The sequence below is a fragment of the Mesobacillus maritimus genome (assembly GCF_023715205.1).
In the GTDB taxonomy this organism is placed as follows: Bacteria; Bacillota; Bacilli; order Bacillales; family Cytobacillaceae; genus Mesobacillus_B; species Mesobacillus_B maritimus_C.
The window spans coordinates 60,636-87,602 of sequence record NZ_JAMBNR010000003.1 but is presented as its reverse complement, the minus strand read 5'-3'; the positions used below and the strand labels follow the sequence as shown (position 1 = coordinate 87,602).

Genomic DNA, 26,967 nt, shown 5'->3' with positions numbered 1-26,967 from the left:
CATATGGAAGAGACTATTCAAGGTCATATTGACCGTCTCCTTCATTATATGAAGGATGAAGCCTATAAACCTCTGACAGTCCAAGAGCTCGAGCAAGCTTTTGGGATTGAAGATTCGGCGACATTTAAAGACTTTGTAAAAGCATTAGTCGTCATGGAGGAAAGAGGACTAGTTGTACGGACCCGAAGCAATCGTTACGGGTTACCAGAAAAAATGAATCTTGTTCGTGGAAAGTTAACAGGGCATTCTAAAGGATTTGCCTTTGTCATCCCCGAAGAGCCTGGAATGGATGATATTTTTATTCCACCAAATGAAACCAATAATGCGATGCATGGAGATATCGTCTTAGCACGAGTTTCAGCGGAGAGTTCTGGGCAGCGTCGGGAGGGGACGATTGTTCGGATAGTTGAACGTGGTGTTCAGCAGATTGTTGGTACATATACGGAAAGTAGACATTTTGGTTTCGTCATCCCGGATGATAAGAAGTTTGCTAGTGATATTTTTATCCCAAAAGAATCATCTGGTGGAGCGGTCGAAGGTCACAAGGTTGTTGTGAATCTCACTAGTTATCCAGAAGGCCGTAAATCAGCTGAAGGCGAAGTTGTCTCGATTTTAGGGCATAAAAATGACCCGGGTGTCGATATTTTATCGATTATCCATAAACACGGCTTGCCGATGGAGTTTCCAGAGGAAGTTTTGCAACAAGCCAATGAGACACCGGATGAAATTGATGAAAGTGAACTTGCAAACCGACGCGATCTTCGTGACGAAGTGATTGTCACGATCGATGGAGCAGATGCGAAAGACTTGGATGATGCGGTAACTGTCACGAAGCTCGGAAATGGAAATTATAAGCTAGGTGTTCATATTGCGGATGTAAGTTATTATGTTGAAGAAGGATCACCAATCGACCGTGAAGCATCTGAACGCGCAACTAGTGTGTATTTAGTTGATCGAGTGATTCCAATGATTCCTCACCGCCTATCCAATGGAATCTGTTCATTAAATCCAAAGGTAAATCGATTGACGTTAAGTTGTACAATGGAAATCTCACCGGATGGTGAAGTGGTTGATCATGAGATTTTCCAAAGTGTGATTAAAACAACGGAACGTATGACTTATCATGATGTCAATCTGATTTTAGTAGACAAGGATGAGGATACACGGAAACGATACGAATCTCTTGTGCCAATGTTTGAAATGATGGAAGAGTTGGCCGCGATTCTCCGTAATAAGCGGATGACGCGTGGTGCAATTGATTTTGATTTTAAAGAATCCAAAGTACTTGTGGATGAAAACGGACATCCTTCAGATGTTGTTTTACGAGAACGTTCCGTTGCAGAGCGTTTAATCGAAGAGTTTATGTTGGCAGCTAACGAAACGGTTGCTGAACATTTCCATTGGTTAGAGGTTCCGTTTATTTATCGTATCCACGAAGATCCGAAAGAAGATAAGCTCCGTAAGTTTTTTGAGTTTATTACTAACTTTGGATATATCGTGAAGGGGACAGCTAATGCGGTTCACCCGCGTGCTTTACAGGAAATCATTGAAGCCGTTCAAGGGAAACCGGAAGAAATGGTTGTTTCAACTGTGATGCTTCGCTCGATGCAGAAAGCTAAGTATTATGAAGAAAGCTTAGGACACTATGGCCTATCAACAGAGTTCTATACGCATTTTACTTCGCCAATTCGTCGTTATCCAGATACGATTGTTCACCGTTTGATTCGAACTTACCTGATTGAAGGAAAGATGGACCAAGCTACGCGAGACAAATGGGGAGCAGACCTTCCAGAAATCGCGAAACACTCCTCCGATATGGAGCGTCGGGCAGTTGAAGCCGAACGGGAAACTGACGAGCTGAAAAAAGCTGAGTATATGGAAGATAAAATCGGTGTTGAGTATGATGGAATCATCAGCTCTGTCACGAATTTTGGAATGTTTGTCGAGTTGCCAAATACGATTGAAGGTCTTGTTCATGTGAGCTATATGACCGACGACTATTACCGCTTCGATGAACGTCATTATGCGATGATTGGTGAACGAACAGGGAATGTCTTCCGAATCGGAGACGAAATTACCGTACGTGTCGTGAATGTAAATAAAGATGAGCGTTCCATCGATTTTGAAATCGTTGGCATGAAAGGGACACGTCGTGAGCGCAGTGAGACACCAAGAGTGTTTAAAACTGGAAGTAGTGAACGCAAACCTCGTAAAGGTAAAACAGAAGGCAGTACAGATAAAGGCAAAGCGCAGCAGGGCGAAGGAGCAAAGAAAAAACGGAAGAAGCGAAAATTCTTTGAGAATGCACCAAAAGCTAAGCGCAAACCTAAACGACGCTAATAGAGGAACAATCTATCCGTGTCCGGCCTAATTTAAGGTCGGACACGACTTTCCCTCTTAAAAGTCAACTGTTTCATTTTATGGTAAAATAAGAGGAGAAAGGGGGAGACGCTATGCCTAAAGGTGCTGGCAAAACGGTAGCACAGAATAAAAAAGCCTACCATGATTATTTTGTTGAAGAAACCTTTGAGACAGGAATTGTTCTCCAGGGTACAGAAATCAAGTCAATTCGTGCTGGTCGTGTGAATTTAAAAGACTCTTATGCACGTGTGCATAATGGCGAGGTGTTCCTCTATGGAATGCATGTTAGTCCCTATGAGCAAGGGAACCGTTATAATCATGATCCACTACGTGAACGCAAGCTTTTGCTCCATCGCCGTGAGATTAACCAGTTGATTGGGGAAACCAAAGAAACAGGTTATGCATTGGTACCATTGAAAGTATATCTGAAAAATGGGTACGCTAAGGTTTTGCTCGGACTTGCACGTGGGAAAAAGAAATACGATAAGCGTGAAGACCTGAAGAAGAAAGAAGCGAAACGTGAGATTGAACGGGCATTCCGTGAACGCCAGAAGATGTAATCCGAGTTTATAGCAGGCTTTTCTAGAACTGGATAATCATTACCAGTTGAAACGTTTGGCTGTTATTGCTATAATAGGTCTTGTCACCACGAGTGACAAACAGCTTTTGCTCGGAACATAAACCGAGTCATCCTAACGTCTGTTTTTATTATATGGGGACGCTACGGATTCGACAGGGGTAGTTCGAGCTTAGGTTGCGAGTCGAGGGGATCGGCCTCGTTAAAACGTCAAAGCCTATAACTGGCAAAACTAACAACAACTTCGCTTTAGCTGCCTAATAGCACTTTAGCGGTTCGCCCCTCCATCGCCCATGTGGTAGGGTAGCGGACTCACTCTTAGTGGGCTACGCCGGATTCCACCGTCTGAGGAAGAAGGAAGAGAACAACCAGACTAGCTGACCAGCCGCCTGTCGGCAGGCAAAAGGCTCAGCGAAACGCGAATATGTCGACTACACTCGTAGAAGCTTAAGTGGCGATGCTTCTGGACGTGGGTTCGATTAGTTATTAGTCGCCTTGTATGGCAACATACAAGTGAAAATCTGGCTTTATCGGTGAAACCTAAGTCGCATAATGTGGCGATAAGGCAATGCCGAGCGGTATGTGGAGCAATCCAACAGCCGTGTATCGACTTATAGGCTGCCTACATGGTAGTACTAGGATGCGACATCCTGCCTTTATGGTAAATATATGATTCGCATAAGACGCCAGAGGGCCTGCCAACGCAGGTTCAAGATATAGTCAGTGCCATGACGAAAGCATGGAAGTGCACGTCCCACCGTCTCCACCATACATAAGGTGGATAACAAGACCAGCGAATAGCTGGTCTTTTTTTTGAGATTGAAGGGATTATTCATGTCGAGTTAAGAGTTAATTCTCAACAGAATTCTGTTTTTTTGAAACAGCAGTTATTTATAAAAGGAAAAATTCTTTCTCAAATTCTAGCTTTTTATTTAGCATCTCGGAGCTATATTTTCCGTTTCTAGGTGTTACCTTTTCATAATTATTATTCACAAAAGGGAACGTATGTTTGTTTTTGATACAAATTCCCATTGATTTTATTTGTATAGGAATATGAACCGCACAAATAATAAAAATAATAAATGTGAAGGAGGACGAAAACTTTGGGTGCAATTGAACGCAGCGGCTATCGTTTTGAACCGGAATACAGTGTCATCGAACAGAATGGTGCTATTCATGTATACAACCGTGGCGAATTTGTTGAGGAAATCAAGTTTGATTTTCAAGGGAAGTTCCCTGAACTAGATCAGATTGAACAATTGGTTGAGCAGTATTGTGAACTAAAAGGGATCGATTGATCCGCCTTCTAAATCACTTTATTGACATCTCCTAACCAATCATGATATATTTATCTCGAATTAAAGATATTCAATTTGAAGATATTAAAATATAAAATAGAGCGGATAAACAAATGGAGGTTTTTTAATGAAGGGATTAAAAGGAATCCACCATGTAACAGCGATAACCAGCAGTGCGGAAAAGAATTATGAATTCTTCACCTTTGTGCTTGGAATGCGTTTAGTAAAAAAGACAGTCAATCAAGATGATATCAGAACTTATCATTTATTCTTCGCCGATGATGAAGGAAATGCTGGAACAGATATGACGTTCTTTGATTTCCCTGGAATTCCTAAAGGTCACCATGGAACGAACGAAATTTTTAAAACAGCGTTTCGCGTGCCGAGTGATGCTGCATTAGATTATTGGGAAAAACGGTTTGACCGTTTAGAAGTAAAGCATACTGGGATTAAGGATCAGTTTGGTAAAAAGGTTCTTAACTTCGTTGACTTTGATGACCAGCAATATCAATTAATTTCAGATGAAAACAATAAAGGCGTTGCGGCCGGAACTCCTTGGCAAAAAGGTCCGATTCCACTTGAATTCGCGATCACCGGATTAGGACCGATTCATGTACGGATTGCTCAATTTGAATATTTTAAAGAAATGATGGAAAGAGTTCTTTTGTTTAAAGAAATTGCTCATGAAGGTTCATTGCATTTATTTGAAGTTGGCGAAGGTGGAAATGGTGCTCAAGTGGTTGTGGAATACAATACGATGCTTCCACCAGCGCAGCAAGGTTATGGAACTGTTCATCATGCAGCCTTCCGTGTGGATGATCGTGAGGTTCTAAATGATTGGGATCAACATATGAGAGGATTTGGTTTTCAAACGTCTGGGTTTGTCGATCGCTTCTTCTTTGGTTCTTTATATTGCCGTGTGGCTCCACAAATTTTATTTGAATTTGCGACAGATGGTCCAGGATTCATGGGCGATGAGCCTTATGAAACTCTAGGAGAGAAGTTATCCTTACCTCCGTTCCTTGAATCAAAGCGTGAACAAATCGAGAGTATGGTTCGCCCAATTGATACGGTAAGAAGTACGATTGATTTTAAAAAAGAATAACAAGTGATAGGACCTTACATTTCAGTTAAGGTCCTTTTTTTCATATGTCTTTTTAGGCTCTTTTCCTTGCGTTATGTTGGAGACATATTATGATAGTAATAGGTAATAAATTGATAGATTACCCCAGATAAAGTGTCTGGATTTTTATTTATAACCTCGTAGAAGGGGGACACATCGTGGGCTTTTTAACAAAGCTTTTTGCAAAAGAAAAGAAGCTTCAAGTTGAATTTTGTGAAAAAAACCTTGATCGCTTTTTAAAGGAAGAACATTTTGCTGACTATCAAAACTTTCTAAACCAAAAAAAAGTGAACTATAAAGAATATGAATGTCAAAGTCATTGTAAAAAATGCAATCAATCACCATATGCGATTGTGAACGGTGATTTTGTTACCGCCGATGACATGAATCAATTGCTGGACAAGTTAAAACAATGGAATTGAGATTGAAACGAAACAGCCCCTTGAATGCTTATTGTAGTAAGGCTGTTTTTTACTAAGGCTCTTTTCTCAAACCTTTTTGTTTTTAGAGATAAAATGATAAAAATCAGCTGTGTTTTCATTGGAAAGTAACTTTAAATCAGGAGAAAAGAACCAGCAAACTTAGTATGAACGAACAAAATCGCTTATTCTGCGTTAAAATCAGCTTTAGGATTTTAACAACAACCTTTTACGAAAAGAGCCTACTAAAGATAGCATCATAGGAAATAGAACCTGTGTGTAAATAGAAGGAAGAAAGGAATTGAGAAATGAACCCGATTGAAGGAAGCAACCGAATTCAAACGCTTGATTATTTAAGAGGGTTCGCTCTTCTTGGTATTCTCCTAATTAATAGTGTATTTCTTCTTTCTGCCCGCACCCCTATCCCCGGGACAATGGATGAGCATTATTGGAAATTCCTTTACTTATTTATTGAGGGACGCTTTTTTACCATCTTCTCCTTTTTATTTGGCATCGGTTTTTATCTGTTTATTTCACGAGCGATTGCTAAAGGAAATAATGGGTATATCCTATTTTTACGCCGTCTGCTTGCAATGTTTTTATTTGGACTTATTCATTCAATGTATCACCCAGGAGAAGCCTTAAGTATTTATGCTGTCTTTGGATTATTGGTTCTCCCACTTTATAAATTGAAAAAAGAGTTAAATCTCGTTATTAGTTTAGGTTTGCTCTTTGTGTTTAGTTTGGTGGGGATGAAGGTTCTGCTTCCACTACCAATGATTTTGCTGGGGCTAACGGCTGGACAGTACCGTGTTTTTGAACAAATCTCTGCTAAAAAGAAAAAAATCATTTGGTTTACTATGATTGCCTTCATTTTAAGCGTACTAGCTTTGGTTTATCAAAATCAGCTGCTTCCAACACAAGGTTTCCAAGAATCAAACAGTTTGTATTGGTTTTACTATATAGGACTCATGGTTGGTCCGATTGTATCCAGTTTTTATGTGGGGGCATATGTCCTACTAGTACAGTCTTCCTTTTTCCAAAGACTCTTTTCACCATTAAAAGCCTACGGACGTATGGCTTTGACGAATTATTTAATGCAAACAGTGTTTATCATGATTGTTGGTTATGGGTTGAATCTTTCCGGACAAATCCATTATTTGCAGTCGCTCTTTATTTGTTTGGTTATTTACCTAATCCAATTACTCTACAGCATTATATGGCTGCGGTTTTTTCACTTTGGGCCGTTAGAGTGGGTCTGGAGGATGTTCACTTATCTGGAAGTGCCACCATTGCTCAAGCGTAAATAACTATTTAAAAAGCTCTTTTCCTCGATTTATAGGAGGAAGAGAGCTTTTGTTTTGGGTCTAGATTGACACATCAGCTTGCTTATTGGTTGTACCTGTTTGTTTGATTGCCGCTCGGTAGCAAAGCATTCCAGCTAATCCTAAGCATAAGTAGAGGACAGCCATTCCATTTGGAGGGACAATGGCTCCTAAAGTTAAACCGAGACTTCCTAGAAGCATAGCAACATTATAAGAAAGACTATCAACCGCCATATAGGAGGCACGAGATTGATCATCGATTATGCCTGCAAGAACGGTTTGTTTTACAGGAGAATAGATCAACTCACCTAATGTAAATAAAAAAGCCATGATGACAATGATTAAAAAGGAATTGCTCATGCTAAGAATACTAAAGCTAAGCGTATAAACAACAATTCCAATAGTTAGGACCTTCTTTTTATCAAATTGGCTTAACCATTTTGAAACTTGAAGCGTGAGTAAGACAATAACAATCGTGTTGATTAACATAATGATACTAAACATCCGTATTCCTGTTATTTCAAAGTTAAACAAACTTGCATGAAATTCGTCTTTTAATCGAACTGCTATGTATTTATCTAGCTGAAACTCAAGTGACATGACAAGGATAGTGGCAAGCGTAAATAACATGAATCGTCGGTCTTGCAACACCTTCCCATAGTTTTGGGAAAAATTTAGTTTTGGGCTTGATTTCCCTGAACTAGGAATATGAAGTGACTCCTCAATGAAAAAGATCATGATGATAAGGGATGCAACGCTTACGAGTAAAAATAAGCCAAATAAAATAAAACGGTGTTCCTCGAATAGGAGACCTCCTAATGCGGCCCCGGCAGCAATCGAAATATTCCCAAGCCAATATCCAATTCCGTAAATAAAGGTACGTTCTTTTTCCGTGCTCACATCAACGATCATTGCATTGACAACAGGACCAATAATACTAGAGCTGACGTTGCTAAATAAGAACATGATATAAGTTAACCAAACGGAGGTTAATAGTGGTGAATTGGCCAAGGTCATGACTAATAATGAGGCAACTTGAATGACTTCAGCGATCACAATAATTTTCTTTCTGCCTAGATGATCAGAGAGATAACCTGATAGCAGCCCGGCAAGAATCGAAACAATCACATTGGCCATTAATAAAATCCCTGCTAAAGCAGCCCCTAAATGGCTACTGAAATAAATTGCCATAAAAGGAAAAATCGCCATCTGTGTAAGGGTAATAAAGAAATCAGTTACAAGCCTAATTTTAATATTCGGATGCAAATCTCTAATTCTCATAAGAGTAGAACCTGCCTTCAGATTAGTCACTCTATTATAACGAAAAGGATAAAACTCGAATAGATGTATTATTCTACAAGTTCCGACAATGCGAAAACGAAAGTAAGTAAAATAAAAAAGCCGCCTGCATAGCAGGCGGCTTTGCGTATTGGGGCGACAGACTGCACGCCACATCGTGCATTTCCATAAAGGAGTGTCTGTCGACTTATCCAACTCAGCTCATCGCTCTATAAATATACCACCATAAGTTGTGAATCACAAGTGCCAATAATTAACTTTCCTTACAAAGGGTACTGAGTACTCAGTTATTTCCAACAAAGTCCTATTTTTCATAGTTTACAAGTTGGTTTTATTAGGATAATATAATAAAAGTTAATTCCAACTATACTTATGAGAATATTGAGGTGAAGAAATTGGCACAAACATCATTAGCAACAAATTGGAATGGAAGATCTACAACGGTAGTTACCGAATTGAGCCCGATGCAAAAGCCACACGTAGCTATTGGGACGATTATTGCCATTATTTTATATATTAGCATTGTCAATGTTGCCGGATGGACACAAGGAACTTTATATCTAATTGGAATCGCCCTTGGCGCAACATTACTATATGCACGCTTCGGTTTTACTTCTGCATTTAGACGTCTTGTGTCGGTCGGGAATGTTCAAGGATTGCAAGCTCATATGCTGATGCTTGCGGTTGCTTCAACCTTGTTTGCTATCATTTTAAGTACCGGCTTTAGCTTTACTGGTGCTACTCCATCAGGAAACGTAAATCCGATTGGAGTAAGTGTCTTTGTCGGTGCTTTCATTTTCGGAATTGGGATGCAGCTAGGAAATGGTTGTGCGTCTGGAACGCTTTATAATGTAGGCGGTGGATCGTCGTCGATGATCTTAACCTTGATTGCTTTTATTGCAGGATCTGTTTTGGGTGCTTACCACTTTACTTTCTGGATGGAAGATATGCCTTCGTTACCCGCTGTTTCACTTGCTGAGTCAACAGGTTTAGGTTATTTTGGGGCATGGGTTGTTCAGTTGCTCGTCTTTGCTATTATCTATTGGGTTTGTGTAATCATTGCTAAAAAGAAAAATCCTCCAATGATGAAGCCATTGGCTACAACAAAAGGATGGAAAAAGATCTTACGTGGTTCATGGCCATTGTTTGGTGCAGCGATTGTTCTTGCGCTGTTAAATGCATTAACGCTAGCTGTTAAAGGAAGTCCATGGGGAATTACTTCTGGCTTCACCCTTTGGGGCGGAAAAGCGATGATGGCAATGGGTGTCGATGTTTCAAGTTGGGGATACTTTGCTGGTTCTGCTGATAAGTTGACAAATTCAGTGTTAATGGACGGAACAAGTGTAATGAACTTTGGAATTATTCTAGGTGCGTTCCTTTCTGCTGCTGCACAAGGAACATTTAAACCAGGTAAAATTAAGCCAGGTGTTGCTGGAGCGGCGATTATCGGTGGTTTAATGATGGGGTATGGTGCCCGTTTAGCATTTGGATGTAATATTGGTGCATACTTCAGCGGAATTGCTTCTTTCAGCATTCACGGTTGGATCTGGGGAGTAATGGCGATGCTCGGAACATTTGTTGCCTTGTTCATTCGTCCGTTATTCGGTTTGAAAAATCCAAATCCTAAAGATTCGATTTGTTAAAAAAGTACTAGAAGAGGTGGCTGATTTTCGTTGTGAAAATCAGCCTTTTCTTTAGGACTATCGTTTAACGATAGTCCTTTATGTATGTAACGAGGAGTTTTTTTCATTTCTAGGCGCTTCAATTTTCATATTTACCCCTTCTATTATTCTAAACGCACAATCTATTATCACTTTTGGACATTCAATTAACCTAAATAGGTTTTCTATTTACAGTTCAGGTTTCTATTAACGTAATTAGGTGTTCTATTATCATAAAACCTGATTCTATTATCACTTTTGGACATTCAATTAACCTAAATAGGTTTTCTATTTACAGTTCAGGTTTCTATTAACGTAATTAGGTGTTCTATTATCATAAAACCTGAATCTATTATCACTTTTGGACATTCATTTAACCTAAATAGGTGTTCTATTTACAGTTCAGGTTTCTATTAATGTAATTAGGTGTTCTATTATCATAAAACCTGAATCTATTATCACTTTTGGACATTCAATTAACCTAAATAGGTTTTCTATTTACAGTTCAGGTTTCTATTAATGTAATTAGGTGTTCTATTATCATAAAACCTGAATCTATTATCACTTTTGGACATTCAATTAACCTAAATAGGTGTTCTATTTACAGTTCAGGTTTCTATTAATGTAATTAGGTGTTCTATTATCATAAAACCTGATTCTATTTTCACTTTAGAACCTTCTATTAACATAAATAAGGTCTCTATTTATACTCCACATTTCTATTTCCATCTCTTACGAGTACACCAATCCCCTTTTTATTTTCACATTAGCATTTTAATTTTCGTAATATGAGTTTCTAACCTCAATTGGATTTTTAAATTTCAAATGTATGTTCCATTACTCAGCATATAATCAGTGTAAAAAGACAACTTGTGATAAGATTAAAGTAAAAAACTTTAAGATCGTGAGGGTATCATGGACAAGCCGAAAATTTTAGTTGTTGAAGATGAGGAAAAAATTGCTCGTGTTTTAGAGCTGGAATTGACGTATGAAGGTTATGAGGTTCAAAAGGCCCTAGATGGATTAGAAGGATTTCAAATGGTTCAGAAAGAGTCATGGGACCTCATTTTACTTGATGTGATGTTACCTGGAATTAGTGGAATTGAATTGTTGCGGAGAATTCGGGCCAATGATCCGCACACAGCAGTGATTATGCTTACAGCGAAAGATTCTGTTGAAGATAAAGTTTCTGGCCTAGATCTTGGTGCCAATGATTATGTGACGAAACCGTTCCAAATTGAAGAGTTGCTTGCGAGAATTCGGGCTAGCCTTCGCTTTCACAAAAAGCCAGCTGTAGAAGAGGTTCATCAGGACTGGTTGGTCGTGGGTGATTTAAAGCTGAATGAAGTGACTCGCGAAGTTTTACGTGAAGAAACGAGCATTGAATTAACTCCACGTGAATTTGATCTATTGGCCTTTTTAATGAGCCATTCTCGACAAGTGTTAAAGCGGGAACAATTACTTAATCATGTATGGGGCTACGATTATTATGGCGATACAAACGTGGTCGATGTATACATCCGTTATTTGCGCAATAAAATTGACAAGCCTTTCGGTGGTTCTCCATTGATTCATACTGTAAGAGGAGTCGGCTATGTGCTGAAAGAGTCAAAATGAAACTTCGAAATAAAATCAATCTATACACGTCGGTTTTGTTTATTTGTTTATTGATTATCATTAATATTTCGATTTACTTCTCGTTTAGCAAATTGATGCTAAATAGCGACCTGGAACGGACGGTTGCTGAAGCAAAGCAGGCTGTAAATGGTATTCAAAAGGTCGATCCTTCCGTACCAATGGAGGATCTTCTATTGGCGTATGTTCCGCTAAATGGAATGTTGCAAATTGTTCGTGATGATGGAAATCCAGCAGGAACTTCGGTATCACCAGGTCAAAAAAGTCTCAAAGACGATTTACCAGTAAATTATCATCAAAAAGAGATTCAAAGCATTATCGAACATAACGGGATTCCATACGCTTTTGTGTCAATTCCGATGATCTCCCGTGAAGGGGATGTAGTCGGGTTACAAGTGACAGAAAGTCTAAAATCGACGGATAACATGTTAAACACTTTGCGTTCGGTTCTTATGATTGTTACAATCTTGGCCATGATACCAGTGTTCGTCTCATCATGGTTTCTCAGTAATTTTATCACCAGACCAATCACCTCGATGATTGCGACGATGAAAGACATAAAAGAGAGCGGCAAATTCAAACAAATTCCGTTACCAAAAAAGTCAAAAGATGAATTATATCAAATGGGTGATACGTTTAACAACATGATTGAGCTTTTAGAGGTTAATTATGAGAAACAAGGACAGTTTATCTCGAACGCCTCGCACGAACTAAAAACACCGCTTACAGTAATTGAGTCTTATGCTTCTTTGTTAAAAAGAAGAGGGAAAGACCAACCAGAGCTTTTTGATGAGTCTGTACAAGCGATTCATTCAGAGGCGATTCGGATGAAGGATTTAACTCAGCAATTGCTGTTATTAGCTCGTAATGAAGATAAATGGCTACTAGAGGTAAAAGAGTTGCAATTAAACCGAATTGTAGAAGAATCTGTTCGCTCTTTCCAAAAAGCCTATAATCGTGAAATTGATTTTGTACAAGAAGATGAAATTGTTGTGATAGCAGATTTGCAAAAATTCAAGCAGTTGTTTTTTATATTCATGGACAATGCGCGGAAGTATAGTGAAAGTGAAGAAAAGATTACTGTTAGAGTTGCTAAAAGTGATCAAGGAGCCATTGTAGAGGTCGTTGACCGTGGCATTGGCATTCCGAGAGAGGATTTAGAGAAAGTATTTGATCGATTTTATCGGGTAGACAAAGCTCGCTCACGAAAAACGGGAGGCTTTGGTTTAGGTTTATCGTTAGCAAAAGAAATCGCAGATGTCCTAGGTGTGCAAATTCGATTAGAAAGCGTAGAAGGACTTGGGACAACGGCCAAAATCACTTTTCCACCTTCTAATTCTCATTAATTTCTCATTTTCTTGGTATACAATGAAAAAAAAACGAAATTGGAGTGAGAAAAAGTGGATGGAGCTAAGAAAAAGAAGCTCGGCATAGGTGCTGTGATTCTCTTGGTCATCATGATTGCAGTATGGCAAATCTCGAACATCATGACATCGGCTGAACCTCTTACGGCTGAAGAAGCCACGAACAAGGTGAAGGATCTTTATAGTGGAGAAATAGTCGAAGTGAAAGAAGGAAAAGAGTTATACCTGATTACGATTGAGTTAGAAACAGGGACTTATGAAATTGAGATTGACCGTCTAACTGGAGATATTGGGAGTATGACACGAACAACCACAGACTTGGCGGATAAAGAACAGTCGAATGGTAAAAATTCAAACCAGGAAGACTCTCAAGAAACACCTTCATCAGAGAACCCTCAAGGTTCTGATGATCAAGCGAATGGTGGAAAACAATCTGAGCCTAAACCGGAATCTTCAGGGAAGAAACCTGAGGCACCGAAGCTGTTGTCAGAAAAAGAAGCCATTGCCATTGCCTTAAAAGAGATTAATGGAGAAGTAGAAGAAGTTGAGTTACAAACATCCGATGGAATTACCTATTATTTAATAGAAGTTGAACGTGAAGTGAATGATGAAGACGAAGAGGCTACCATTAAAATCAATGCAGTGACAGGAGAAGTAAAGTCGATCTTCTGGGAAGAATAAGTAGAAATAAATGAAAATAGTCTTCCTGTATTCTCATGAAATTCTCATTTTCCTATTCTGAAATCCTCATTTTGTTTGGATAAAGTAGAGATATACCAAACAAGGAGGAATGAAAAATGAAAAAACGTAATGTAGTGATTGCTGGGGTAGCGGGATTGGTTTTATTAGGGGGAGCGTTTGGTGTAGGAGCATTTACGGAACCAGTCAAACCGCAAGATGAGAATTTGCTAACAATAGAAAAGGCAGAAGAAAAGGCTTTAAATGAGATAGACGGTACCATTCATCAGGTTGAGTTAGAAGAGGATGATGGTCAATTAAAGTATGAAGTCGAAGTTCGGGATCAAAATGGTAACGACGATCATGAAATAGAAATCGATGCAAAGTCTGGGAATGTAATGGAAGTTGACCGAGAAGATGACGCTGACTATGAGAGCGTCCCAGCTGATTTGATTAATAAGAATGCTCAGCAGGAAACGAAAGTCGCAAATGCTCCTAACAAGAAAAGTGATGATAATAACCAAAAGACGAAATTAACGAAAGAAGAGGCAGTTGCGATTGCAACAAAAGCAACCCCAGGGAAAGTTGTCGAAGTTGAATACGATGATGGAGAATATGAAATTGAAATCCATACCGGTAAGCATGAAGTAGACTACGAAATCGATGCTAGAACAGGAAAAATACTAGAAAAAGATATGGACCAATTTGATGACGACCGTGATGATGATTAAAATAAGAGGTTATCGAGTATAGCTTGCTGCGGCAGGCTTTTTTTTTATGGGATTTGTAGGATTTACAATTTCAGTATAAAGTAACAATAAAGTATATTAGGTAACTTGAGGAGGCAAACAATGATACGATTTGGTGTAGTTGGAACGAATTGGATAACAGAAAGATTTCTAGATGGAGCAAAACTTGAGCCCCGTTTTCAGTTTGCGGCGGTCTATTCGCGTACAGAAGAAAGAGCTCAAGAGTTTGCTGATAAATACGATGTGAAAACGATTTTTACAGATATACATAACATGGCTGAAAGTGATGAAATCGATGCCGTTTATATCGCTAGTCCGAATTCATTTCATGCCAGCCAGGCAATTGTGTTTCTTGAACAAGGAAAGCATGTTTTATGCGAAAAGCCGATTGCTTCAAATGCAACGGAATTAAAAAGGATGAGAGACGCTGCTAGAAAACATAACGTGGTATTGATGGAAGCGATGAAACCAACCCTGGTTCCTAATTTTAAAGTAGCGAAAGACAATCTGCCTAAGATTGGGAAGGTACGGCGCTATTTTGCTAGTTATTGTCAGTATTCATCGCGTTATGATGCTTATAAACAAGGGAATATCTTAAACGCTTTTAAACCGGAATTTTCTAACGGGGCTTTAATGGATATCGGCATTTATTGTCTTTATCCACTTATCGTCTTATTTGGGAAACCAGATAAGGTTCAAGCGACTGGAGTGATGCTAGATTCCGGCGTAGATGGGGAAGGAAGCATTCTGTTGACATACAAGGATATGGATGCGGTGATTATGTATTCAAAGATTACGAACTCAGAACTTCCATGTGAAATACAAGGTGAAGAAGGGAATCTGATTTTTGATCAAATGAATGTCCCAGAAAAAGTAGAAATCCGTTATCGTAATGGTTCAAAAGAAGAACTTACGCAAACACAAGAAAGGCAAGCGATGTTTTATGAAGTGGAAGAGTTTATCAACATCATACAGTCAGGTCAGCAAGAATCGACAATTAATTCGATTGAGAACTCACTCATGGTCTTGGAGATTATGGATGAATGTCGACGGCAACTGGGAATTATATATCCGGCTGATCAAATTTAGTGGGAAAACCTCTCTTTTTATGAGAGGTTTTTTTGTTCATTTCCCACTGGTTTGCTCTATGGTTTTAAGACGACTTTTATCACATCATCTTCATGTTCACTAAACATATGATACGCGTCACTAGCTTGGTCTAGTGGAAGTTTGTGGGTAATGATTTCCGTAGGATCAAAATCCCCGTTAACAATCATTTCATAAAGCTTAGGCATATAATGGATGACAGGGGCTTGACCTGTTTTTAACGTGACATTTCGTTCGAAAATATTGCCGAGAGGAAACATATTGTACATAGATCCATATACGCCGGTAAGCTGGATGGTACCAAATTTTCGAACTGAGTTTTTTGCAATCTGGATCGCACTTAGTGTTCCGCCTTGAAGCTTTAGCTTTTGTTCGACCTTTTCAACGACCGACTTTTTTCCATCCATTCCAACGCAATCTATAACAACATCTGCACCGCCCTGAGTGATTTCTCTTATATGGGCACCGGTATCCTCAAAGTCTTCAAAATTAAATACTTCAACGTTGTTTTTTAGCTTTGCATGGCGGAGGCGGTAGTGGAGATTGTCAATTGCAATCACCCGTTTAGCACCTTTCATCCAAGCAAATTTTTGGGCCATTAATCCTACGGGGCCACAACCTAGAACAACGACGGTATCATTTGGCTTCACACCTGCGTGTTCAACGCTCCAGTATGCAGTTGGGAGTACATCGGATATAAAAAGTAAGGACTCGTCTTCGAGTTCACATGAATCTGGAACCTTAAATGGCATGAAGTTCCCATATGGGACGCGTAGAAACTCTGCTTGACCTCCAGGATAATTCCCATAGCGTTCGGTATAACCGAAGTAAGCACCCGAATCAATGTCTGGATTGGGATTGGAGTTATCGCATTGGCTTTCCATCTCATGCTGGCAATAATAACAATGGCCGCAAGCAACTGTAAAAGGTAGAATAACACGGTCACCTTTTTTGACTTTTTTAACCTCTGGTCCAACTTCTTCGACGATTCCCATTGGTTCATGGCCGATGATATATCCTGGACGTGTTGGAATCCCACCAAGATAAATATGAAGGTCAGAACCACAAATGGCTGTGGATGTAATTCGAACGATAATATCATCGTTTTTTTCGATTTTAGGGTAGGCTACTTTTTTTACCTTAATATCCCTCGCACCTTGAAAAGTAACGGCCTTCATGTGATTCCTCCTTTGTATTTTTATTTAGAGTGTGATTCTTTATGGTTTTTCATTCTTGCTTAGTGACAAAGCATGTAAATCATCTTAAGATTGAATTAAAGAGACGAACAGGGAGGGGACAAGGTTATGATGGTAAGGGTTTTCGCCAATCTACGCGAAATTTGCGGCGGAGTAGAAGTAGAAGTACTAGCGAACGGGAATCGAGTCATCGATATATTAAATAAAATGGTCGAAATGTTTCCTGAAATAGAAGATGAGATTTTTGATGGAGAGAAAAAATTAAAGCCTTTTGTACATGTCTATATCAATGGGAAAAACATTATTCATTTAGATGATTTAGAAACACAAGTCAAAGAATCCGACCAGTTTGCGCTTTTCCCACCAGTAGCAGGTGGTTAATATGATAAGTCGGGAATTAGAGTTCCGTGGAATCAATCGAGAGCATCTAGCAATGTACTTTGAAGAATTAGGTGGGAAACTGTTAACGAGTTCTTTTCCGTTTATCTATCAGGGAACGGGTTGGGCCGCAGAAATTCTAAGTGAAAATGAACTTGAATTTACCAAAGTGTTTAAAGTGAATGCTGTAATCATCCGTTTTAGTGCCGAAAGTGAAGAGCAACTTGAGGATTTGATTAAAAATTATCGCTATAAAACGACGCGTGTTGGCGGATGAGGCATAAACCTCCGATATATTCGCCGTCAGCGAGGATATATTCGCCGTCAACAAGGATATATTCGCCGTAGGGAGAATAAAACGCAAAAAAGAATGGCTAAAAGACCAAATGTCTTCGAGCCATTCTTTTTTAATTACTGCTGTTCTGTCGGCGTTGAGCTGTCTTCTGCAAGAATGCCCAATTCACGAAGTTTTTCCTCAGGCACGATGCCATCTTTCCAACCTCGAACTTGATAGTATTCATCAAGCATTACATCCATACGGCTGACAGACCCAGCACTGTTTCCACTTGCAGGTTCTTCTGTAAAGCGTTTTGGTAAGAAGTCATCATCACGCTTATCGAAACCAGCAAGATTGTTATAATAGCGTTCAAGATTGTAAATTCTCTCACCAGCAAGCATGACGTCATCAGCTGTTAATTCAATACCTGTCATTGTGCTGTACTGCTCAGCATAGTGCTCGGCATTTTCAGAGAAAGACGAGAATTTACAGATATCCATGGAATCACCGAAGGCAAGCATATCTTGGAACGTCTTCAACAACTCGCCTTTGCCTTCAGGTTTTAAACGGTCTGTTGGCTCTGGAATCCCAGCGATTTCACTGGCAACTGTGTACCCGCGTAAATGACAGGCTCCACGGTTACTTGTCGCATAACCAAGACCGATACCTTGAATTCCACGCGGATCGTAAGCAGGGATGGACTGACCTTTAACAGACATCGATAGTTCTGGAGCACCCCACTCTGCGGTCGCACGTGCTGGTCCTTCTGCAAGAATGCCACCGAAACCTTCACGGTAAGCAATCTTTCTTGTCATTTCAATCATTGCATCCTTGTCGCCCCATTTAAGTGGCTCAGAAATAATACCTTTTTCGTAAGCTTCCATTGATACGGAGAAGGCATGACCAAGTTCGATTGTATCAAGTCCATACTCATTACAACGATCAATTAAGTAAGCGATTGCTTCTGCATCACTTAAAAGACAGTTGGATCCAAGCGACCAGGATGATTCGAACTCAAAGCTTTCTACTCTAGTTTTATATTTACCTTCCTTTACTTCAACCTCAATTTTACAAGCAACAGGACAGGCATGACAGGCATTATTGGCGACAAGTAAATGCTGGTTTACATACTCGCCACTATGCTTTTCAGCTTCATCCCAATGCGTGAATTGAGAGTTCTTAGTTGGAAGTGCGCCTACTTCATTGATCAAGTTTGTCAGTACGTTTGTACCGTAAACTGAGAGACCACCTTTTCTTGGTGCTGTTAAGCCACCTTCAAGGAGAGCTTTAACTGCTTTGCGATTTGCTTTGTTGTTTTCATCCTTTTGTTTCGGTTCAGGCATATTGCCCTTTTGTGCAGCTTTAATGACGATGGCTTTAAGCATTTTATAACCAGCTACAGCTGCTGTACCGCCACGGCCTGCAGCACGGTCATGTTCATTAATAAAAGCAGCGAAACGAACTTTGTTCTCACCAGCTTGACCGATGGTTAATACGCTCAGATCCTTTTCGCCGTGTTCATCTTTCATTAATTGAACTGTTTCTCTTGTCCCTTTTCCCCATAACTGAGAGGCATCACGAAGTTCTGCCTGACCATTTTCTATGTACAAATAGACAGGCTTATCACTTTTCCCTTTAACGATAACATTATCAACTCCAGCCCATTTTAAACGAGCTGCGGTCCAACCGCCGATATGAGAGTCTGTGGCTGTATTCGTGAGTGGAGATTTTGTTACCACCGCCATACGGCCACTCATCGAAGAACGTGATCCAGTTACAGGTCCAGTCATAAAACACAGAAGATTTTCTTCGGACAGTGGTTCTACCTCGGGACCGTTATCTAAAAGATATTTAACTCCCAAACCACGTGCGCCGATGTACTTTTTGGCATCATCTTCGTTTAATTCTCTGTAGCTAACGTTCCTATTGGTTAAATCGACAACGACTTCTTTGTTCATAAAACCGCCAAGATTCATCGTGTTTTGCCACCTCTTTCAATTTATTTAGTAATGCAACTATACTTAATTATATATGGTCTAATAGGAAAATTCTTGCTCATTTTATAAAATTCGAAATATTCATGACAAAACTTCACGATAGTAAACAATACTGTACAGAATCGACAAAAACTGCAGCTTCATTAAGGGGTATAATAAAGATAACAACTTTTAAAAGAGGGATGAAATGGAGAGTTTGAATCGATATTCCCGTCAACTATTATTTAAACCGATAGGAGAAGAGGGGCAAAGGAAATTATTAAATAGTAAAGTAGTGATTGTTGGAATGGGAGCACTTGGAACGGTAATAGCCAATCACCTTGTCCGTTCCGGGGTAGGTTATGTCCGCATGATTGATCGAGATTTGGTTGAATTGTCTAATTTACAAAGGCAGTCTCTGTACGATGAAGAAGATGCAGCGGAAAACCTCCCAAAGGTTATTGCTGCAGAGCGTAAACTGAAGAAAGTGAATTCCACTGTAAAAGTAGAGGCTGTGATTGCCGATCTCCACTTAGGGAATGCAGAAGAGCTTCTATCAGGATTTGATGTAATCGTCGATGGGACAGATAATTTTTCTACACGGTATTTAATTAATGATGTTGCGTTTAAACTGGGAATTCCCTGGGTTCATGGTGGTGCTGTTTCTTCAAGAGGAATGTATGCGGTTTTTATCCCCGGTAAGACGCCGTGTTACCGATGTTTGTTCCCACAAGTTCCGAGTGGTCTAGGGGAAACTTGTGATACCGTTGGAGTTCTTTCTCCACTTACCGATATCATTGGCTCGTTTGAGTCTGTTGAGACATTAAAACTATTGGTTGGAGCGGACCATAACCCTAATTTGGAACAGGTAGATATTTGGTTTGCTTCTTCCTTACAGATGGATATCTCCGATGGCCATAACCCTGAATGCCCAACATGTGTACATCAGCAATTTGAGTTTTTAGACCGTAGTTCAGAAGTGCAAACCTCATATGCCATACTTTGTGGACGAGATACAGTACAAATTAACCCCAAACATTTAGCACAGTTTGATTTAGCACAGTTAGCCAAGCAACTAAAAGACGCAGGTACGGTAAAAAAGAATTCATTCTTATTACGGTTCACGCCTAACGATTCTGTCTCCATGGTCTTTTTTAAAGATGGGCGAGTGCTTGTTCATGGAGTAGAGGACATTGTGGAAGCCCGAAAGTACTATTCTCAATATGTAGGGAGTTAGTAACCTATCCACAGTAAAACTACCTTTCAAGAAAGTTATTCACAAATTATTCACACTATTCACAGAAAAACGGATGCATCTTAGCGCTATAAAAAGACCGACAACGAAATTGTCGGTCTTTTACCGGATTTGACAGTTTGGAATATAACAGATTGTGGATATCTTACTTGAAAAGGTAACCAATATCCACAACTAGCTCCAGTGCTAGGGGCTTGAGACAAAAGCTAACCCATTCAAAAGGTTGAATAAGTAAAACCTGCCGCCTCTAGCCAATTCTTTTCCCTAACTTAATCCGTCTTATCACGTTGATCTTTGTTGTGCTTATTGCCTTTACTGTTGTCTCCACTTGTTGTGAATTCAGATGCCATTTCAGCCATTTGATGTTGTACCTTTGGTGAATTTTGGTTTTTACTACCTTTGTTCACTTTCTTAGTCATTTTAAAATCCCCTTTACAACAATTTCTTTCATAGTTTTTCTAAACCTCAAGATTATATCCAAAAAAAAAGGCCGGAATGATTCCAGCCTAACTAATAGTTTGTTTTGACGTGCCATTTACATAAAGCCAAATTAGAAAAGGACTTAGAGTAACTCATTCACGTGGTATACTTTTCCATTTTCGATTTCTTTTTCCATCATTAGGGTAACTAGGGCATTTGCTACGACCTGAGGAGAGCGGAGCATGCCTTTTTCCTTGTAACCTTGAAATTTCTCGATCTCTGCAAAGGCTGCTTCTGAAGATGACCGAATTTTTTGCTGCATCTCCGTATCCATAATCCCGGGACTGTAAGCGAAAATTTTGATTGGGCTTTGGTGATTTTCGAGCTCTAAACTAACGGTTTTAGTGAACATGTTTATTCCAGCCTTTGTGCTGCAATATAGGCTCCAGCCATGTACAGGGCGCTCTCCAGCTCCCGAAGTAACGTTTGCAATCATAAGCGGGATATTTGTTTCTTTTGCTTTTTGTAAAAAAAGATTACTAATTTGGATAGGTGCTGTTAAATTAATTTGAACATTCCTTAGGACAGCTTCATCATTTAAATTTCCAGCTGTTTCAATTGGGTCAATCACTCCGGCATTATTGACCAAATAGATTCCTTCCGTTTCTGGGGAAAATACAAGCTTTGTAATCTCTTCAAAGACGTTTGAGATTTCAGTTGGTGAAGCCAAATTGCAACGGAAAAATTGATAATTGTTAACTTGCTTTAATTGAGCTATCTCTTCATTTTCACCTCTTGAAACAGAGATGACATAAACGTTATTCTCTAGCAGATTTCTTACAATTTTAGCCCCAAGCCCTTTTGATCCACCAGTGACAACAGCGTATTTCATCATGATTCCTCCTCGGTTAAACGTCCATTCTATTTATATTGAAACATAGGACTCACCAAAAATGAAAATTAAGGATCAGTATGAGTCACATTTTTTTCCTTGGAATGAAAAAGAGTGTCCATACAAACGGACACTCCATAACTTTCTAAGATAAGAGTTGGTTCCATTCTCCTATAAAGGTGGCAGAAGAACGATTCGGGAAAGATAAAACCTCGTCTGTTGGACCGTATTGCTTAATTTCCCCATCGATTAAAATGGCGAGTGTGTTGGTGAAATATTTGATTTCCATCAAATCATGACTGATAAAAACAGTTGTGGTTGACGTCTGTTCAACAACATTTTTAATGTCCTTTAAAAGCTGCACTTTTGTTGGAAAGTCTAGTGCAGAAAAAGGTTCATCAAGAAAAAGTATCTCGGGTTGTAGAATCATAGCTCGTGCCAAATTTACTCGCTGCGCTTCACCACCGGAAAGGTGATAAGCATGTTTTTTTGCAAGGTGGCTGATTTTAAATACCTCGAGCCAATACGACACCTTTTCCTTAATTTCTCTCCGTGACCGATTTCGGATTTTAAGACCAAGTGCAACATTTTGGTACACGCTCATATCTAGTAGTAACGACTGCTGAAGAGCTACAGCAAACTTTCTCCGCACCTCAAGGGCAGAATTTGCGTTAATGGGTTTGTTTTGAAACTTAATTATCCCTTTTGTAGGGAGTTCAAGGAGAGCCAAGGTTTTTAAAAGGGTACTCTTGCCTGCTCCATTTGGTCCCATGACACCGAGAAGTTCACCTGCTTGAAGCTCAAAATTGGCAATCTTAAGAATACTCCGGTTGCGAACTTCTATGTTGATCTCTTCCAATGCAAGGATTGGGTTCTTCATTGAGTTCGCCTCCTTTGTTGTAAGTAGGTAAGACAAAAGGTAATCAGAAAAGCAAGGGTCATTAATATAAAGCTCAAGGCTAATGCGATATCAAAGTTCCCTTTCGACACTTCCATTACAATCGAAGTAGTGAGGATTCTTGTTTCACCACTTATATTACCACCGACCATCATGGCTGCCCCCACTTCGGCAATAACTCGACCAAATCCAGCAATAATCGCTGCTAAAATGGCAAGACGGCTTTCTTTCATTAGAATCCAGACTAGTTGTAACCGAGTTGCTCCTAGGCCCTTTACTTGCAAAATCATTTTTTCACTAATCTGTTGAAACGCAGTAGCTGTTAGAGCCGTAATGATTGGCAAGGAAACCAATATTTGTGCAAGCACAATGGCTGTTTCCGTATAAAGTAAAGAATAGTCACCTAGAGGGCCAGAGCGCCATAATAGCATCGTAATCCACAGTCCAGCAACGACAGGGGGTAGTCCCATGCCAATATTGATAAAGGTCAAGATGATTCTTCGACCAGGAAACTGAATCAACCCTAATACCATTCCAGCGGGAATTCCGACAATCATGCTGACGAGAATAGCTGTCATCGAGACCTTTAAGGTCCGAAACGTTATTTCGGCAATAATTGGATCCCCAGCAAGAATTAATTCTATCGCTTTTTTTAAGCCTTCAATTAATAAGTCCATTCATAATCAAACTTTCTTTGTTAGGATCATTAAGATAGATTCTTAATCAAAGAGGAAGAAAAGCGGTTCGCCATATTCTTCTACACCAAATTCAGAAATAATTTTTTTGGTATCTTCGGCAACCATGAACTCAACAAAAGCTTTAGCCCCCTCTGTATTAATCATATCATTTTTCTCAGCATTAACTTCCATGACATGGTAGATATTTAGTAGACTTTCGTCGCCTTCAACTAAGATTTCAAATTCGCCTAGTGTATCTTTTTGAGCTAAATAAGTGGCGCGGTCGGTTAAAATATAGCCCTCTTTTTCAGCTGCAACTTGAAGGCTGTTACCCATTCCTTGTCCTGTTTCAAGGTAGTTTTCATTTTCAGAAGGAGTTAGGTCTGCCCCTTCCCATAATTGCAATTCTTTTTTATGAGTACCTGAGTCATCACCACGTGAGACAAATACAGATTGTGATTCGAAAATTTTCGAGAACGCTTCGTTTGTGGACAATCCTTTGACTTCAGCAGGGTCTGCTTTAGGACCAGCGACAACAAAATCGTTGTACATCACTTGTTGGTAGTTCTCGACATCACCATTGTCGACAAGTTCCTGTTCAGAAGCAGGTGCGTGGGTTAATAAAGTATCCGCTTCCCCTTTAACGCCCATTTCAAGTGCTTGACCGGTGCCAACCGCAACTGTCTTGACGTTGAATGGGTTTTCTTCTTCAAATATTGGAATCAATTCATCAAGTAATCCACTATCTTGTGTACTAGTAGTTGTTGCGAGAATTAAATCAGTTCTTTCTACTTCATTAGATTCTGGATCAGCTGCTTTATTTGTATCTTCATTGTTTGCATCTGAGTTTGAACATGCTGTCATGATTGCGAAAAAAAGGATTAAAACGATTGAAAATAAGTTCTTTTTCATGATTCTGTACCTCCATTATCTGTGTTCATAAATGATTTTCCCTAGCTGGCTAGCATCATACCCGTCAAGTTTTAAAATACTATCTTTAAAAGTGGTAAAATGAAGTAGATCAAGCAGGTGTTCAAGAGCTTCTTTGTTTTCGCTTGTCCAATGAAAGACTAGATCAAATTTTTCATTTGTTAATGGAATGAAATCAAGCCCAAGTTGACTGGCCGCGTATTTAACACCAAAAGCTGCATCCGCGGATCCATGGCTAATAAAGGATGCTGCACCGAGATGACTCCATTCTTCATTCTCATAACCATTGATCAATTGGGGGTTTATGTTTTCTGCAGCAAGAAAGGAATCTAGTAAAAACCTGGTCCCTGCACCTTTTTGGCGATTGACAATCGTCACATCTGAACGGGAAAAATCTCTCACACTAGAAATGTTTTTAGGATTTCCTTTTGCCACAATTAACCCTTGTTCACGTGAAGCTAGTCGAACGACTGTAATTGGCTCATGAACAAACAATTGTCGTATAAATGGCAGATTATATTGCTGTGATGTTGGGTCCAATAAATGAATAGCGGCTATATCTACGTTCCCGCGATAAAGCATCATCAAGCCTTCGAGACTCCCAATATAACTAGGTTGAAGGGCAAGGCCAGCTGATTCAATTGCCGCGTATTTTACGAGATGCTCGACGAGAAAATCATGACTCCCAGCGAGATTAAGCGTGTATGCGGGTTTAATTGTTGTTGCTTGCTGTGCAGCAGGAGCTATTTTAGATGCCTTCATTTGTTTGTAATGTTCGACTTCAGAATGCTCAATCCTCATTTTGTTTCCAACTTTAAAGGCATTTAACTCACCACGCTTGATGAGCTCATATACGGTATGTTTTGAGATTTTAAATAATTGAGCGATTTCTTCCACTGTATATGTACTCTCTTTCATCGAGTTCACCACCTTTTAACGATATAATACTAAAATAAACGAAAATGAACAGGAATTGTGTGACAATTTTTACAAATCGTCAAGTTTTGACAAGTTTTGTGAAGTTTAGTTCACAATTCGGTCACAAATATAGTTCATAATGACTATAGTTTACTAATAATAAAAGAGAAATCTATCCAATCTTCATATAGAAGTTGTTATTTTTTTGTGAAAAAAATATAATGAAGTATTGTACAGTTCTTCACTAAAGGAGAAATTAGAATGACCTCTAATCAAAGAAACAATTCCAGAATCGATTATGGTTTGGTACTTATACTATTCTTATTATTTTTAGCTAGTTGTGTGGCAATCTATAGTGCACAATCGACAGGGCAGTATGGGGAAAATTTTCTAGCGAAACAGATTGTCTGGTATATAGTAGGAATGATTATTATCACCGTAGTCATTCGCTTGGATTCAGATCAATTAAAAAAATTAACATGGTATGCCTATGGACTTGGAATTGCAAGTTTAGCTTTCTTAATTGTTGCTCCATCAAGTATTGCACCTGTGATTAATGGGGCAAAAAACTGGTTCGTTTTTCCGGGGGTAGGATCGATTCAGCCGTCGGAATTTGTGAAAGTCTTTATTATTTTAGCTTTATCTAGAGTCATTTTTGACCATCATCAAAAGAATCAAGTGAAATCGGTTGGAACTGATTTTTGGCTAATGATAAAAATTGGACTAGTCACAGGAGCTCCATTAATGCTAGTCATTAAAGAAGATTTGGGAACTTCCTTAGTGTTCATTGCGATTATGATAGGAATGATCTTTATTTCAGGCATCACTTGGAAGATCCTTGTTCCAATTTTTTCGACGGGCATCACCTTAATTGGAGTCATCTTTTATTTCGTGTTATTGCATCCCGAGGTATTAGAAAAATACTTGGGAGTGCGCGAATATCAATTTGCCCGAATCTACTCATGGCTTGATCCCTATAACTATCAAAGTACTACAGGATTCCAATTAACACGTTCTTTGTTGGCAATTGGTTCTGGGGAAACAACAGGAAAAGGATACGGGGTACGTGAAGTGTATTTGCCAGAAAGCCATACAGACTTTATTTTTAGTGTTGTAGGCGAAGAGTTCGGATTCGTTGGTGCAAGTATATTAATCAGTTTATTCTTCTTACTCATCTATCAAATTACAAAAGTAGGAATGGATACAAAAAATAATTATTACACATACATTTGTGTTGGGGTCATCAGTATGATTACATTCCATGTATTTCAAAACATCGGAATGACCATCGGATTATTGCCGATTACAGGAATCCCACTTCCGTTCATTAGTTATGGTGGAAGTTCGTTAATGGGCAATATGCTGGCGTTGAGTTTGATTTTCTCCATCCGTTATCACTACAAGAAGTATATGTTTTCTACATCTGATTAGATTGTTAAAAGGAAAGAGCAAAGGGAGGTTCCCTTTGCTCTTTTTAAATGCTCTTATCTCAACCCAAAGGGCTCCAGTCCATACGTCGCTGAACAGTCGCCTCCGCTTTTCATTGTCCAGCTC

25 protein-coding genes and 1 other RNA gene are annotated in these 26,967 nt (G+C 39.3%); 17 read left to right on the top strand and 9 right to left on the bottom strand.

The window, feature by feature from the left end:
• The first annotated feature begins 3 nt into the window (after nucleotides 1-3).
• From rnr to M3182_RS05050, 7 genes are all read left to right on the top strand, one after another.
• On the top strand, nucleotides 4-2,340 hold the full coding sequence (rnr, locus tag M3182_RS05080; protein WP_251426211.1) for a ribonuclease R: 2,337 nt from the start codon (nucleotides 4-6) through the stop codon (nucleotides 2,338-2,340).
• Nucleotides 2,341-2,453: 113 nt separating this feature from the next.
• The gene (gene smpB, locus M3182_RS05075) at nucleotides 2,454-2,921 is read left to right on the top strand and encodes an SsrA-binding protein SmpB (RefSeq protein WP_251426210.1); all 468 of its coding nucleotides are present in this window, start codon (nucleotides 2,454-2,456) and stop codon (nucleotides 2,919-2,921) included.
• A 162-nt stretch (nucleotides 2,922-3,083) separates the two neighbouring features.
• Nucleotides 3,084-3,420, top strand: a transfer-messenger RNA (tmRNA) gene (gene ssrA, locus M3182_RS05070).
• Between the two features lie 621 nt (nucleotides 3,421-4,041).
• On the top strand, nucleotides 4,042-4,236 hold the full coding sequence (locus M3182_RS05065) for a YbxH family protein (protein ID WP_251426208.1): 195 nt from the start codon (nucleotides 4,042-4,044) through the stop codon (nucleotides 4,234-4,236).
• Nucleotides 4,237-4,363: 127 nt separating this feature from the next.
• Nucleotides 4,364-5,341, top strand: coding sequence for a ring-cleaving dioxygenase (locus M3182_RS05060; RefSeq protein ID WP_251426207.1), 978 nt, complete (start codon nucleotides 4,364-4,366; stop codon nucleotides 5,339-5,341).
• A gap of 176 nt (nucleotides 5,342-5,517) precedes the next feature.
• Complete coding sequence (locus tag M3182_RS05055) at nucleotides 5,518-5,781, top strand: DUF1450 domain-containing protein (RefSeq protein ID WP_251426206.1); 264 nt, start codon at nucleotides 5,518-5,520, stop codon at nucleotides 5,779-5,781.
• A gap of 305 nt (nucleotides 5,782-6,086) precedes the next feature.
• Nucleotides 6,087-7,088 (top strand): DUF418 domain-containing protein, encoded by a 1,002-nt coding sequence (locus M3182_RS05050; protein ID WP_251557212.1) that lies wholly within the window; start codon nucleotides 6,087-6,089, stop codon nucleotides 7,086-7,088.
• Between the two features lie 57 nt (nucleotides 7,089-7,145).
• Here the strand turns inward: M3182_RS05050 and M3182_RS05045 are convergent, their stop codons facing one another.
• Nucleotides 7,146-8,384 (bottom strand): MDR family MFS transporter, encoded by a 1,239-nt coding sequence (locus M3182_RS05045; RefSeq protein ID WP_251557210.1) that lies wholly within the window; start codon nucleotides 8,382-8,384, stop codon nucleotides 7,146-7,148.
• Between the two features lie 413 nt (nucleotides 8,385-8,797).
• Here M3182_RS05045 and M3182_RS05040 point away from each other — a divergent pair, with 413 nt between their 5' ends.
• From M3182_RS05040 to M3182_RS05015, 6 genes are all read left to right on the top strand, one after another.
• Entirely contained in the window at nucleotides 8,798-10,045 is a 1,248-nt protein-coding gene (locus M3182_RS05040; protein ID WP_251426203.1) for a YeeE/YedE family protein, read from the top strand.
• Nucleotides 10,046-10,978: 933 nt separating this feature from the next.
• A complete protein-coding gene (locus M3182_RS05035; RefSeq protein WP_251432486.1) occupies nucleotides 10,979-11,680 on the top strand; it encodes a response regulator transcription factor in 702 nt (233 codons plus the stop codon).
• A complete protein-coding gene (locus M3182_RS05030; protein ID WP_251432481.1) occupies nucleotides 11,677-13,044 on the top strand; it encodes a sensor histidine kinase in 1,368 nt (455 codons plus the stop codon). The genes M3182_RS05035 and M3182_RS05030 overlap by 4 nt, the downstream gene beginning before the upstream one ends.
• Nucleotides 13,045-13,098: 54 nt before the next feature.
• Entirely contained in the window at nucleotides 13,099-13,743 is a 645-nt protein-coding gene (locus M3182_RS26350; RefSeq protein WP_251432478.1) for a PepSY domain-containing protein, read from the top strand.
• A gap of 116 nt (nucleotides 13,744-13,859) precedes the next feature.
• Nucleotides 13,860-14,471: a PepSY domain-containing protein gene (locus M3182_RS05020; protein WP_251557207.1), complete on the top strand. Its 612-nt coding sequence runs from the start codon at nucleotides 13,860-13,862 to the stop codon at nucleotides 14,469-14,471.
• A gap of 120 nt (nucleotides 14,472-14,591) precedes the next feature.
• Nucleotides 14,592-15,578 carry a Gfo/Idh/MocA family protein gene (locus M3182_RS05015; protein ID WP_251432470.1) on the top strand — a complete coding sequence of 329 codons (987 nt, stop codon included), beginning with the start codon at nucleotides 14,592-14,594 and terminating at the stop codon, nucleotides 15,576-15,578.
• Between the two features lie 56 nt (nucleotides 15,579-15,634).
• Here the strand turns inward: M3182_RS05015 and M3182_RS05010 are convergent, their stop codons facing one another.
• Nucleotides 15,635-16,774 (bottom strand): zinc-dependent alcohol dehydrogenase, encoded by a 1,140-nt coding sequence (locus tag M3182_RS05010; RefSeq protein WP_251432467.1) that lies wholly within the window; start codon nucleotides 16,772-16,774, stop codon nucleotides 15,635-15,637.
• Between the two features lie 126 nt (nucleotides 16,775-16,900).
• Here M3182_RS05010 and M3182_RS05005 point away from each other — a divergent pair, with 126 nt between their 5' ends.
• Together M3182_RS05005 and M3182_RS05000 are read left to right on the top strand one after the other, a co-directional pair.
• Nucleotides 16,901-17,173 (top strand): ubiquitin-like small modifier protein 1, encoded by a 273-nt coding sequence (locus tag M3182_RS05005; protein WP_251432464.1) that lies wholly within the window; start codon nucleotides 16,901-16,903, stop codon nucleotides 17,171-17,173.
• 1 nt (nucleotide 17,174) lies between these two features.
• Nucleotides 17,175-17,447 (top strand): MoaD-like domain-containing protein, encoded by a 273-nt coding sequence (locus tag M3182_RS05000; RefSeq protein WP_251557193.1) that lies wholly within the window; start codon nucleotides 17,175-17,177, stop codon nucleotides 17,445-17,447.
• A 134-nt stretch (nucleotides 17,448-17,581) separates the two neighbouring features.
• Here the strand turns inward: M3182_RS05000 and M3182_RS04995 are convergent, their stop codons facing one another.
• The gene (locus tag M3182_RS04995; protein WP_251432460.1) at nucleotides 17,582-19,423 is read right to left on the bottom strand and encodes an aldehyde ferredoxin oxidoreductase family protein; all 1,842 of its coding nucleotides are present in this window, start codon (nucleotides 19,421-19,423) and stop codon (nucleotides 17,582-17,584) included.
• A gap of 208 nt (nucleotides 19,424-19,631) precedes the next feature.
• On the opposite strand from M3182_RS04995, the gene M3182_RS04990 reads away from it, so the two are divergent.
• The gene (locus M3182_RS04990) at nucleotides 19,632-20,660 is read left to right on the top strand and encodes a ThiF family adenylyltransferase (RefSeq protein WP_251432458.1); all 1,029 of its coding nucleotides are present in this window, start codon (nucleotides 19,632-19,634) and stop codon (nucleotides 20,658-20,660) included.
• Nucleotides 20,661-20,947: 287 nt separating this feature from the next.
• Here the strand turns inward: M3182_RS04990 and M3182_RS04985 are convergent, their stop codons facing one another.
• The 6 genes from M3182_RS04985 to M3182_RS04960 form a co-directional block, all read right to left on the bottom strand.
• Complete coding sequence (locus tag M3182_RS04985) at nucleotides 20,948-21,097, bottom strand: hypothetical protein (protein WP_251432456.1); 150 nt, start codon at nucleotides 21,095-21,097, stop codon at nucleotides 20,948-20,950.
• Between the two features lie 143 nt (nucleotides 21,098-21,240).
• Nucleotides 21,241-21,993 (bottom strand): (S)-benzoin forming benzil reductase, encoded by a 753-nt coding sequence (locus tag M3182_RS04980; protein ID WP_251557190.1) that lies wholly within the window; start codon nucleotides 21,991-21,993, stop codon nucleotides 21,241-21,243.
• A 142-nt stretch (nucleotides 21,994-22,135) separates the two neighbouring features.
• A complete protein-coding gene (locus tag M3182_RS04975) occupies nucleotides 22,136-22,870 on the bottom strand; it encodes an ATP-binding cassette domain-containing protein (RefSeq protein WP_251432450.1) in 735 nt (244 codons plus the stop codon).
• Nucleotides 22,867-23,565 (bottom strand): ABC transporter permease, encoded by a 699-nt coding sequence (locus M3182_RS04970; protein WP_251432448.1) that lies wholly within the window; start codon nucleotides 23,563-23,565, stop codon nucleotides 22,867-22,869. The genes M3182_RS04975 and M3182_RS04970 overlap by 4 nt, the downstream gene beginning before the upstream one ends.
• Nucleotides 23,566-23,607: 42 nt before the next feature.
• Nucleotides 23,608-24,477, bottom strand: coding sequence for an ABC transporter substrate-binding protein (locus M3182_RS04965; protein ID WP_251432444.1), 870 nt, complete (start codon nucleotides 24,475-24,477; stop codon nucleotides 23,608-23,610).
• Between the two features lie 15 nt (nucleotides 24,478-24,492).
• A complete protein-coding gene (locus M3182_RS04960) occupies nucleotides 24,493-25,413 on the bottom strand; it encodes a helix-turn-helix transcriptional regulator (protein ID WP_251432442.1) in 921 nt (306 codons plus the stop codon).
• A gap of 261 nt (nucleotides 25,414-25,674) precedes the next feature.
• On the opposite strand from M3182_RS04960, the gene M3182_RS04955 reads away from it, so the two are divergent.
• Nucleotides 25,675-26,844 (top strand): FtsW/RodA/SpoVE family cell cycle protein, encoded by a 1,170-nt coding sequence (locus M3182_RS04955; protein ID WP_251432439.1) that lies wholly within the window; start codon nucleotides 25,675-25,677, stop codon nucleotides 26,842-26,844.
• Nucleotides 26,845-26,967 lie beyond the last annotated feature (123 nt).